11 protein-coding genes are annotated in these 10,801 nt (G+C 64.9%); 6 read left to right on the plus strand and 5 right to left on the minus strand.

The features are described from left to right. Window positions 1–309 precede the first annotated feature (309 nt). From Q7T26_02165 to Q7T26_02190, 6 genes are all read left to right on the plus strand, one after another. A complete protein-coding gene (locus Q7T26_02165; protein ID MDO8530961.1) occupies window positions 310–1,221 on the plus strand; it encodes an enoyl-CoA hydratase/isomerase family protein in 912 nt (303 codons plus the stop codon). Window positions 1,222–1,459: 238 nt separating this feature from the next. Beyond that, window positions 1,460–1,822, plus strand: coding sequence for a DUF309 domain-containing protein (locus Q7T26_02170; protein MDO8530962.1), 363 nt, complete (start codon window positions 1,460–1,462; stop codon window positions 1,820–1,822). Between the two features lie 4 nt (window positions 1,823–1,826). Then, the gene (locus Q7T26_02175; protein ID MDO8530963.1) at window positions 1,827–3,272 is read left to right on the plus strand and encodes a TldD/PmbA family protein; all 1,446 of its coding nucleotides are present in this window, start codon (window positions 1,827–1,829) and stop codon (window positions 3,270–3,272) included. 160 nt (window positions 3,273–3,432) lie between these two features. Then, window positions 3,433–4,455, plus strand: a complete 1,023-nt coding sequence (locus Q7T26_02180; GenBank protein ID MDO8530964.1) for an MBL fold metallo-hydrolase — start codon at window positions 3,433–3,435, stop codon at window positions 4,453–4,455. Between the two features lie 227 nt (window positions 4,456–4,682). Beyond that, the gene (lgt, locus tag Q7T26_02185; GenBank protein ID MDO8530965.1) at window positions 4,683–5,588 is read left to right on the plus strand and encodes a prolipoprotein diacylglyceryl transferase; all 906 of its coding nucleotides are present in this window, start codon (window positions 4,683–4,685) and stop codon (window positions 5,586–5,588) included. 125 nt (window positions 5,589–5,713) lie between these two features. Further along, window positions 5,714–5,989, plus strand: a complete 276-nt coding sequence (locus tag Q7T26_02190; protein MDO8530966.1) for a YciI-like protein — start codon at window positions 5,714–5,716, stop codon at window positions 5,987–5,989. An 80-nt stretch (window positions 5,990–6,069) separates the two neighbouring features. Here Q7T26_02190 and Q7T26_02195 read toward each other — a convergent pair whose 3' ends face one another. From Q7T26_02195 to Q7T26_02215, 5 genes are all read right to left on the minus strand, one after another. Further along, the gene (locus tag Q7T26_02195) at window positions 6,070–6,306 is read right to left on the minus strand and encodes a PLDc N-terminal domain-containing protein (GenBank protein ID MDO8530967.1); all 237 of its coding nucleotides are present in this window, start codon (window positions 6,304–6,306) and stop codon (window positions 6,070–6,072) included. 88 nt (window positions 6,307–6,394) lie between these two features. Next, complete coding sequence (locus tag Q7T26_02200; GenBank protein MDO8530968.1) at window positions 6,395–7,117, minus strand: hypothetical protein; 723 nt, start codon at window positions 7,115–7,117, stop codon at window positions 6,395–6,397. Between the two features lie 172 nt (window positions 7,118–7,289). Beyond that, on the minus strand, window positions 7,290–8,189 hold the full coding sequence (locus Q7T26_02205; GenBank protein MDO8530969.1) for a LysR family transcriptional regulator: 900 nt from the start codon (window positions 8,187–8,189) through the stop codon (window positions 7,290–7,292). Window positions 8,190–8,563: 374 nt separating this feature from the next. Further along, window positions 8,564–9,907: a TldD/PmbA family protein gene (locus Q7T26_02210; protein MDO8530970.1), complete on the minus strand. Its 1,344-nt coding sequence runs from the start codon at window positions 9,905–9,907 to the stop codon at window positions 8,564–8,566. A gap of 190 nt (window positions 9,908–10,097) precedes the next feature. Next, window positions 10,098–10,801: SbcC/MukB-like Walker B domain-containing protein (locus tag Q7T26_02215; GenBank protein MDO8530971.1), on the minus strand; the 704-nt coding region annotated here is incomplete at its 5' end.

Consider the following 10,801-nt stretch of genomic DNA (forward strand, 5'->3'; position numbering starts at 1 on the left):
GTATCAGTTAGGTCGTCGTCATTCCGGCGAAAGCCGGAATCCATCAGAGCGTCTCCCCCACGCACGTCTCTGGACACCGGCCTTCGCCGGTGTGACGGGTAGAGTCCCATTCCCTACCACGGCAAACTGATACACTACCCAAGGCTCTGTCGCTTGACAGGCCCTAGCTGGCGTGATAGCGTGACTTGGCCGCCGATTTTCGGCGCGGGCGTCTCTACGTCGCCCAGACCGACATGACGACGGCCCTTCACAAGCAGCGGAAAGTGCTCCCTTGTGTTCAGGGAGCTTGAGAAGTCTAAGGAGGCGCGTATGGCTGACCCCACGTTCAAGACCCTGTTGTACGAGCGGGACGCAAAAGACTCCCACATCATTCATCTGGTCCTCAACCGCCCGGAGAAGAGCAACGCCATCAGCATCGGCCCGGGGGAGATGACGGACGAAATCCGCCAGGCCATGGAGTCGATCAGCAGGGATGAAACCGTGAAGGTGGTCATCCTGAAGGGCAACGGACGCAACTTCTCCGCTGGCTTTGACCTGTCCATGGTGTACCGCGTGTACGGTGGCTCGCCCACCATCAAGCCTCCCCAGGGGGTGCGGCTTCAGGTTGACTACGACCACGTGATGGGACTGCCCCGGTTCGTCCAGAACTGCAGCAAAGTGGTCATAGCCCAGATTCACGGATGGTGCATTGAGGCCGCCATCTTCATGGTGGAGAACAGCGACATCGCGGTGGCGGCGAACAACTCCAGGTTCGCGCACCGCGGCCAGCGCCTCGCCTTCGGCGGCCAGCCCTTCATGCCGTTGGAGCTGCTCCAGGGCCACACGAAGAAGATCATCGAGATGCTCATCACGGGCCGGACCGTCTCCGCGAAGGAGGCCGAGGAGATGGGCATCATCACCCGCGCCGTGCCGCCCGCGGACCTGGAGAACGAGGTGTACAACCTGGCGCGCGCCATCTGCCTGCTGCCGCTGGACGCCATCATGATGGGCAAGATGCAGCGTCGCGTCGCGTTCGAATCAACAGGGATGCACCAGCTCCTGACCCACGCCGTCTTCCATACCCTGGGGACCAACCTGGTCTACAGGGACGACGAGAAGAACAATGTCTTCATCCGCGACAGGGAGAAGCTGGGCCACCGCGCCGCCTTCCACAAGCTCCACGACGCGTACGAGGAGTTCCTGGGCAAGACCAAGTACTTCAAGAGCTACCAGGGCGACTAGAGGCCGTCGCGAGACCCTCACCCCCTGCCCCCTCTCCCTTTTTCGCGAAAGGGAGAGGGGGAGTTAGTCTGGGGGATACCTCCAGACCCCCGCCAGAGAGAGCCTGGCCTTCTGGCCTCCTCTCGAATGGTCTCCTGCGGGGCCCGCTCCAGGAGGCGTGTCCGACCGCCCTCCTTTTGCTCCCACGACCGTGCCTGTGCTAGAATGGCGGGCCATGCCTCCAAAGACGTCTGTATCTGTGCGGAACCCCCCGGCGGAGCTGTACCACGGCCTGGAGCAGTTCAACCGACGCGAGTTCTTCGAGTGCCACGAGACGCTGGAGGCCCTGTGGCTCGCGGAGCCGGGCCCCGTCAGGGAGCTGTACCAGGGCGTCCTGCAGGTCGGCGTGGGCTTCCACCACCTCCTGCGCGGGAACAAAGCGGGCGCGCTGGGCCTGCTGGGCAAGGGCATCGGCCACCTGGCCCCGTTCGTTCCGGAGCGCTGCGGCATTGATGTGGCGGCGCTGGTGCGGGACGCCCGAAGCTGGCGTCGGGCCATCGCGCGGGGGCGCACGGCCAAGCCCGAAGACCTTCCCCAAATCGTGTACAGGAGGCCGGACTAGGCAGATGAAAGCGGTGGTGGAGCGGGCGCTGGACACGGCCCGGAGCCGGGGCGCGACCTACGCGGACGTCCGTGTCGTGCGCCGCGAGAGCCAGGTCATCACCGTCAAGAACGGCCGCCTGGAGAACGCCCGCACCGCGGAGAGCGTCGGCCTCGGCGTGCGCGTCCTCGCGGACGGCGCGTGGGGCTTCGCCAGCAGCCGCAAAGTGACCACGCGCGAGGCCGACGTCATGGCCGCGCTGGCGGTGCGCATCGCACGGGCGTCCGCCGCCGCCCGCACGCGCCCCATTGCGCTGGGGCCGCCGATAGTTGTCCGCGGCGACTACACCACGCCCGTGGCGCAGGACCCGTTCGCGGTTCCCCTTGAGCGGAAGGTGGACCTGCTCGTGCGCGCCACGGAGGCGATGCGGCGGACGCGGGAGATAACTGTCGCAGAGGCAAGCTGCGAGAGCTTCCGCGAGACCAAGACGTTCGCCAGCAGCGAGGGCAGCTACATCGAGCAGACGCTCACGGAGACGGGTTGCGGCATGGAGGCCACAGCCGTCGGCCACGGCGATGTACAGCGACGCAGCTATCCGGCCAGCCTGGGCCGCCATCAGGCCTGCGAGGGCTGGGAGTTCGTGGAGCGCCAGGACATTCTGCGCCACGCGCCCCGCATCGCGGAGGAGGCCTCCGCCCTGCTCACAGCCCCGGAGTGCCCGCCCCAGGTCACAACGGTCATCCTGGACGCCACGCAGACCGCCCTCCAGGTGCACGAGTCCTGCGGCCACGCCGTGGAGCTGGACAGGGCTCTGGACATGGAGGCGGCCTTCGCCGGCACAAGCTTCCTGACGCCGGACCGGCTGGGCCAGTTCCGCTACGGCTCGGACGCCGTGACCATCATGGGCGACGCCACGTGGCCGGGAGGCCTCGGCTCCTTCGGCTACGACGACGAGGGCGTGCCCGCCCAGCGGGTCGCGCTCATCAACAAGGGCATGTTCGTGGGCTATCTGTCGTCGCGCGAGACGGCGACGACCATCGGTCAGAAGAGCAACGGGGCCGCGCGCGCCGACGGCTGGAACCGCATCCCGCTCGTCCGCATGACGAACGTGAGCCTGGAGCCGGGGACGTGGCGCCTGGACGACCTCATCGCCGACACGGACGACGGCGTGTACATGATGACGAATCGGAGCTGGAGCATTGACGACCGCAGGCTGAACTTCCAGTTCGGCACGGAGATAGCGTGGGAGATCAAGAAGGGCAAGCGGGGCGCCATGCTGCGCAATGCCATCTACACCGGCATCACGCCCCAATTCTGGCGCAGTTGCGACGCGGTCTGCGACCGCGCCCACTGGACGGTATGGGGCATTCCGAACTGCGGGAAGGGCCAGCCGGAGCAGGTGGCGCACGTGGGCCACGGCGCGGCGCCCGCGCGCTTCCGCAACGTGCAGGTGGGCGTCAGGAAGGGGTGAGGAGACTCGCCCGCGCAGCGCTACGTGAGTAGCGAACGGGCAAGAGGCCATAGGCAGGCGTACAATACGCGTGTCACAAGTGAGAGGGGGACTGAGGGGGTGAGGCGCCCCCAGCGCGCAGCCCACAGCAAAATTTATGAGTAGAGGGAGGGAGACGACCGTGCGCAAGATCACGTCAGGCGTCTACCAGGTCAAGGTGCCCATGCCGAGGAATCCGGAGATACCGGACGGCGGACTCGGCTACACGCTGGTCTACCTCATCGAAAGCCGTGACGGCTGGACGATGATAGACTCCGGCTGGAACACACGAGAGGGACTGGACGCCCTGGACAAGCAACTGCATGCCACCGGCGCCGAGTGGACAGACGTGCGCGACCTCATCGTGACCCATTTCCACTCGGACCACCTGGGCCTGGCCGCCGCCGTGAAGGAGCGCTCCCACGCGCGGCTTATCATGCACGAGCTTGACGCCCCTGAAGCGCTGGCCAGGCGCTGGGGCACGGGCATTGACGCGCGACGGAAGGAGTTCGCCGTGTGGGCCGTCGCTCAGGGCGTGCCGCACGACGACGCCCGGCACATGGGGCCGCCGAACAGGCCGGAGGCCATGAAGGACCTCCAGGTGAAGGTGGAACTCCAGGTGCGGGGCAACGAAGTCCTGCGACGGGACGGGACGGAATTACACGTCCTGTGGACACCCGGGCATACCCCGGGCCACATCTCCATCTACGACCCACGGCGCAAGCTGCTGTTCTCCGGCGACCACCTTCTGCCGCGCATCACGCCCAACATATCGTATATTCCCACCATCGGCGGCAGCCCCCTCAGCGATTACCTCCGTTCCCTCGATGAGCTGGAGCATCTGGATGTAAAGCACGTCCTCTCGCCGCACGAGGGGACCTTTCATGGCCTGCGGAAGCGTCTGGGAGAGCTTCGCCGCCACCACGGCGCGCGCATGCGGCAGATGCTGCGGGCGCTGCGGGACGGACCGCTCACGGCATGGCAGATTGCCTCACACGTGAGGTGGCGCGTCGGCACATGGGAGCACCTGTCGCTCCGGACGCGGCAGTTCGCGCTGCAGGAGACAGTCGCCCACCTGCGCCACATGGTGGACGAGGGGATACTCCGAGAGTCGCCGCGGGACGGTGTTGTATACTACGAGCTTGTGAAGCCCGCGAAGGCGTGAGATACTAGGTTCTGGTTCTGAAAAACGCCTATGATTTGTCATTGCGAGGAGTCCTTCCGCGGAAGGAGGACGAAGCAATCTGGAGGAAGGGTGCGCCCCACAGCCAGATTGCCACGGCCCTCCAGAGCCTGTGGTGAGGAACTCGAACCATCGGGCCTCGCAATGACATTGACGGCGAATTTCGGGAACACTACAATAGCGGGAAACTCAAAGCGTAAGGTGGTCACATGTTGCCGATACCGTACGAGATAGCCATCGCCATCGGCCCGTTGCAGGTCCGGTGGTACAGCCTGATGATCCTGCTGGGCATCCTGGTCGGACAGTGGGTGTCCTCCCGCCTGGCGCGCGAGCGGGGCGAGAACCCCGACCACGTGGTGGGAATCCTGGTGCTGGCCGTGCCCCTGGGACTCATCGGCGCGCGGCTGTACCACGTCGTCTCCGCCTGGAACTTCTACGCCCAGTACCCGGAGCTTATTCCCGCCATCTGGCGGGGAGGCATCGGTATCTACGGAGGCATTGCGGGGGCGCTCCTGGCCTTCGTCATCTACACGCGCTGGCAGAAGCTCAGCCTGCTGAGGTGGATGGACATCGGCGCGCCGGGCCTGCTCATCGGCCAGGCCATCGGCCGGTGGGGCAACTACTTCAACCAGGAGCTGTACGGGCCGCCCACGGACCTGCCCTGGGGCATCCCCATTGACAAGGCGCACCGGCTGGCCGGCTACGAGAGCGATAGCTACAAACTGTTCCATCCCCTGTTCCTGTACGAGTCGCTGTTCAACATTGTGGGCTTCTTTATCCTCATGTGGATTAACCGCCGCTTCGGAAAAAAGATGGCGAACGGCGACCTGGCCCTGTTGTACCTGGTCTGGTACCCCCTGGGACGCTTCTGGCTGGAGGGCCTGCGTCTGGACAGTTGGATGATCCTCGGCATCGCGACCGCCCAGTGGGTGTCCGGCCTGGTGATGCTGGCGGCGGTCATCCTGCTGCTCTACCGGAAGCGCCCGAAGCAGACGGAGACGGTCGCCGTCACCGCCGAGGGGCAGACGATGGCAGTGACCACGGAAGGTCAGGGCGGCCAGGCGGCGCCAACTTCCGGCGCGGAAGCGAAGCCCGACGGGGAGCCGAAGACCTAAGCCGCGCGTTCTTCCAGCACGACCAACGGGGTGGGACGCTGTTCCACCCCGTTTATGTTCCGGTCACACCGCTGAGGCCGAGACTGTCAAAGAACGAGCAAGGAATTCCCACTGGAGGTCCGCGCATGTACTACGTGCTCTTGTACGACTACGTGGAGGACGTGGCGACGAAGCGCGCGCCCCACCGCGAGCAGCACATAGCCCTCGTCCGCAAGCTGCACGAGCGCGGCGAGCTGCTCATGGCGGGCGCGTGGGCCAACCCTCTGGACGGCGCGGCCCTCGTCTTCCGCGTCAGCAGTCCCAAGCCCGTCGAGGACTTTGTAGCCGCCGACCCCTACGTCAAGCACGGCCTCGTCACCCGCTGGCGCATCCGCGAGTGGAACGTGGCGGTCGGGGCTTAGCGCGCGCCCTTTCGCTGAGGAGATTCCTCGCTACGCTCGGAATGACAGGACGCGGCGTTCGCCCACCATGAGTGCGGGGGCTACGCCTTCGTTGCCACTTCTTTCTTGCGCGCCGTCAGCAAGTAAATGATAGGGCCGAGGGTGTTTACAAAGACGACCAGGAGCGCCCACCCCCATTTCCTGCCACCCTGGAGCCTCTCCACGGGCCGCTGTACAAGGTCGCACACGGCGAACCCCATCAGGAAAAACTGGACCGCAACGCCGAAGAGAATGAGCAGCAACAGCACCGATTCCCTTGAACCCAGCCCGAGCGCCATGCTCCACCTCCTCGTCCAAGACTTACTCGGGTCGGAACGCGACAGTGAAAGACCCCACGAGCCGCATTGGTAGCCCGCCAAAATTCTGCTACAGTGACACGGGTAATTCGTGACACCAAACACCGAGGTTCAATCCGAACATCTCATTCGCCTTGTCGCATAGATGCCTGTGCTCTTCAACCAATAAGCTGTATCGGAACAATGACTTCTTTATCTGGTCTTTGTCAAACTCGGAGATTTTGTCAGCGGTACTTTTCGCTTTCGCGGTGGGAACAAGCACGTAGAGGTCGTTGTAAACAGCAAAGAGCATATCGAACGACTGAAGGAGAGCGGTGACTGTTTCGTGCCTATACCCTGAATGCCGCATTAGTTCCGCAAGCCCCTTAACAGCGAAGGATAGCCGAGCCGGGTGCGGTGCGGAATAGTCGCCGAAAATGCCTCTGCTGTTTAGTCCAAACAGATTTGTACCTAAACTGTCAGAACGCATGATATTCATCTGTTCGTGAAGCTGTGATGCGATACCCAGTGCTTGGTTAACAAGTTCGCGGCCAAGACGCATTCTTTGACGCCTTTGTACAAGCGACCCGATTAGGTTAGCTATTGGGCGCCAGACTAGGACTCCCATGACCAGAACAATAAAGACAACTAGCAATGCAACTAGCCACGGTTGTGCAATGCCCGAAATAGCGATAACCGCGGCAGCAATCGAAGCGATAGATGCAACCGCGCTTAATACACTGCTAACAGACGGCCCTTCTCTTCGGAGCTTTACTTCGGGAGAGTCTCCAGTAAATAAATTTCCAGTTTTCATACGACCCCCACAGCATTGGCAGGGCAAATCTACCGACACTGCTACGCTCTGCTCTAGTCCGCCGCCATTATACCCCTGCTCTGGCCTCGTACCTCTATAACAGAACCAGCGGAATCTTACCAGTTCAGCGGCAATCTGGTTCCAAACGACGGAGTGCGTCTCTCGGGGGCCGCTACGTGACCGGCGCGGCCTCAGCCAGAAACGCGAGAAAGGTCTGCAGAAGGTGCGTGTCCGCCTGCTTCTCCGCGTAGGTGTAGTAGATGCCCCGCTTCAGGGAGAGGCCCTTCAGAGCGACCGATTTAGTGCGCCCCAGCGCAAGGCTCGCCCGCGCCGCCATCGCGGAGACGAAGCCAAGCCCAACGCCCGCCTCCACCGCCGTGATGACCGCCTGGCTCGACCCGACGACAAGCTGGGGCCTGGCGCGGCCCAGGTCGAACCCCTGCGCCTTCAGCAACTGCTCCAGGCTGCGCTGCGTCCCCGACCCCTCCTCGCGGACGACGAGCGACTGGCCCTCCAGGTCCTCCATCCGAATGCTCCCACGCTTCGCGAAGGGGTGCTTGGGCGGGGCCAGCAGCAACATTTCGTCGTCCTGAAGTCGCTTCACGACCAGACCGCGCCGCTTCACCTCCGCGCCGATAAAGCCGATGTCCACGTCCCGCGCCTGGACCTTGTCCACGATGATGGAGGTGTCCGCGACGGCGATGGTCGCCTGCACAGTGGGATAGCGGCGCAGGAAAGGCCCCAGCAAGCGCGGCAGGATGTACTCGCCGGGGATCGTGCTGGCGCCGAGCGCAAGCCGTCCGCCGACCACCTTGCGCAGCGTCTTCATGCTCTCGCGCAGGCCGCCTTCCTCCGCCAGCACGCGCTCCGCGAAGCGCAGAAAGAGCGTGCCCGCGTCCGTGAGGGCCACGCGCCCGCCTTGGCGCTCCAGCAGCTTGGCGCTCGCCTCCTCCTCCAGGCGCTGCACCTGAAAGGAGATGGTCGGCTGGCTCACGCCCAGCGCGCGGGCGGCGTCCGAGAAGCTGCCGCGCCGCACCACCTCTACGAAGCTGCGCAGGTAGTCGGTATTCATCGTGTCCCACTCCCGCCTGGCGTTAGTACTCCGTCCGCCAAATTATGCCAGTGTCCTGTCACTTTGATCATCTGAACACTCCGAGCGCCTTGCTGCTCGGAGTTCACGCCCTTGCTTGCGGCAGATGCCCCATCCCCCTGTTTACCCCTTCCCCTGCCGGGGAAGGGGGTGTCGTAGATCATAGGGGACACCCCTATGACCCCGGCGGGGGCTTCGCCCCCTGCACCCCTGCTCCGAGATGACGCCTGCCTTCTATGCCCTGTCATTCCGAGTCCTTCCAATGAAGGACGAGGAATCTCCCGGAGACCTTCTGCGGGAGAGCCCCTTCGCGGGAAGGAATGCGCCCCGATATACAAGAGCTTGCCAGACTGGCGTTAGTACTCCGTGGCCCCGTTGAAGAGCCACGCGCCGATCCTCAGCGCAGGAATACGGTTGACGCTCCACGCCGTCCGCACCAGCCGCGTCTCCCGCCCGATGCTATTCACATGGTTCAGCGCGTCCACGTAGCTCTGCGTAAAACGCAGGTTGCGCACGGGCCGCGTCACCTCGCCGTTCTCGATGAGGAACGTCCCGTCCCGCGTCATGCCCGTGACCTCGACGGTCAGCGGGTGCACCGTGCGCGTGTACCAGAAACGCGTGACCAGCAGGCCGCGCTTCACCGGGCGGACAAGGTCGTCCGGCCCTTCCGCGGAAGGGCCGGACTTCATGAAGAGGTTCGTCGGGAAAGGCCCGTAGGCGTCGAAGGGCGGGATGGCGTGACCCGTGGAGGCGCGTCCCTCTTTCGCCGCCGTGTAGCTGTCGTAGCAGGCGCCCTTCGCCACGCCGTCCACGATGAAGTCCACGCGCTGCTTCGGGACGCCCTCGAAGTCGAAGGTCATCGGGATGCCGGTGGGGTCGAGGCCGTCGTCCCAGATGGTGACGTTGTCGCCCATGACTTTCTGGCCCAGTCTGCCCGTCAGGAAGCTGCGCTTCTCCTGAACGGCCTGCGCGCTGAAGCCTGTCCAGCCCAGGAAGTCCAGGATGTCGCTGACGGCGTAGGGGGCGAGGACGACCTCGTACACGCCCGGCTCGATGGGCGCGGGATTGCGACCACGCTCCGCCCCCTGGACGGCCTCGTCCGCCACGGCCTCGACGTCAATGCGGCCAATGTCCATGTCCACGCGGTCGGCGTACCCGGAGCTTGTGTCGGAGCGGACCACCGCCATCACGTCCGCGGCAGTGGCCCGGTGCCGGGCGAACAGGCCGTGCGAGTTCACCACGGCGTACTCGGTGGCGCGCACGCTGACGGCGCCCGCCGCCTCCAGCCCTCGCTCCTCCGCCTTGCGGATGATGACGGCGGCCTGGCGCGCGCGCTCCTCCGGCCCCTGGCGGGCGGTGCGCGCCACGTATGCCTTCGCCGACGAGACCGGAGCGGGAGCGGGCAGCCCGGGCAGCGCCGGGTTCTCCGGCACGACGCGTGTCGTAGCCAAGGCCGCCTCCACCGCGCGGCGCACGCCCTCCGGCGAGAGGTCGCTGGTGGACGAGACGCCCGCACGCTTGCCGGAGAGCAGGCGCACCGTCAGTGTGGCGTGGCGCTCGCTCACGTTCTGGTGGATGGCATTGCGGGCGAAGCGAGTGAGGGCCAGGTCGAAATCAACGAACAGCGCCTCCGCCTGCGCCGCACCGGCCTGGCTGAACACGCGACCGGCGATCTCCCGCAGCTTTTTCTCGCCGAGCACCTATAGCCTCCCTCTCAACACTGTAGGTGAGTGTAGCGGCAAGCCCCGCGATGGTCAAATGAGTAAGAGGAGTCCAGAGGGGACAACGTCCCCGTCTGGCGGGGGTCTGGGGGCTTGCCCCCAGATTCAATTTCTTCCTCCTCTCCCTTCGTGAAGGGAGAGGAGGAATGAGGGGGTAAGGGTTCCAGTCCTACGACAGCCACCAACGGGAGCCGTCCGACGTTTTCTGGACCTCGATGCGAGCGGGGAACATCTCCTTCAGCTCGTCAATGTGGGTGATGACAAGAATGAGCCGGAAGTCGTCGGCGATGGCGTTGATGACGTCCACCACCTTCTCCCGCCCGGCGGCGTCCTGCGTGCCGAAGCCCTCGTCCAGGAACAGCGTGGGCAGGGGCGCGCCCGCGCGGCGGGCCAGCAGGCGCGAGAGGGCAACACGCAGCGCGACGTTGATGCGAAACGCCTCGCCGCCGCTGAAGGTGTCATAGCTGCGCGTGCCGAGCTCGTCGCTGATGCGGATGTCCAGCGTCTCGATGGTCTCCCCTTTGGCGTTCTTCTTCTCGCGCTGCGTCTCAAGGTTCAGCCCCATGCGTCCATCGGTCATACGGCCCAGCAGCCGGTTGGCCTCGGCCTCTATCTCCGGGATCGCCGTCTCGATGAGCAGCGCCTGGACGCCCTTCTTGCCGAAGGACTCAGCCAGCTCGGCGTAGGCGCCCTGCTCCCTGCGGAGCTTCTCCAGTTCCTGTGCGTCCCTGTCCCGCCGGGTCGCCATCTCGTCCAGCCACCGTAGCCGCTCCTGCGCCGCGCTGAGCCGCTTCAGGGCGTCCTTCCGGCGGCCATCGGCCTCCGCGTAGGCGGACTCCGTCTGACGCAGCCGCTGCTCCAATTGCGGCAGAC

It is taken from the genome of Dehalococcoidia bacterium, assembly GCA_030648205.1.
Lineage (GTDB): Bacteria > Chloroflexota > Dehalococcoidia > JAUSIH01 > JAUSIH01 > JAUSIH01.

What these genes read in the sequence shown, in the direction of transcription:
- Q7T26_02165 (MDO8530961.1), top strand. Translation starts at nt 310, where the DNA reads ATGGCTGACCCCACGTTCAAGACCCTGTTGTACGAGCGGGACGCAAAA.
- Q7T26_02175 (MDO8530963.1), top strand. Translation starts at nt 1,827, where the DNA reads ATGAAAGCGGTGGTGGAGCGGGCGCTGGACACGGCCCGGAGCCGGGGC.
- lgt (MDO8530965.1), top strand. Translation starts at nt 4,683, where the DNA reads ATGTTGCCGATACCGTACGAGATAGCCATCGCCATCGGCCCGTTGCAG.
- Q7T26_02190 (MDO8530966.1), top strand. Translation starts at nt 5,714, where the DNA reads ATGTACTACGTGCTCTTGTACGACTACGTGGAGGACGTGGCGACGAAG.
- Q7T26_02195 (MDO8530967.1), bottom strand. Translation starts at nt 6,306, where the DNA reads ATGGCGCTCGGGCTGGGTTCAAGGGAATCGGTGCTGTTGCTGCTCATT.
- Q7T26_02200 (MDO8530968.1), bottom strand. Translation starts at nt 7,117, where the DNA reads ATGAAAACTGGAAATTTATTTACTGGAGACTCTCCCGAAGTAAAGCTC.
- Q7T26_02205 (MDO8530969.1), bottom strand. Translation starts at nt 8,189, where the DNA reads ATGAATACCGACTACCTGCGCAGCTTCGTAGAGGTGGTGCGGCGCGGC.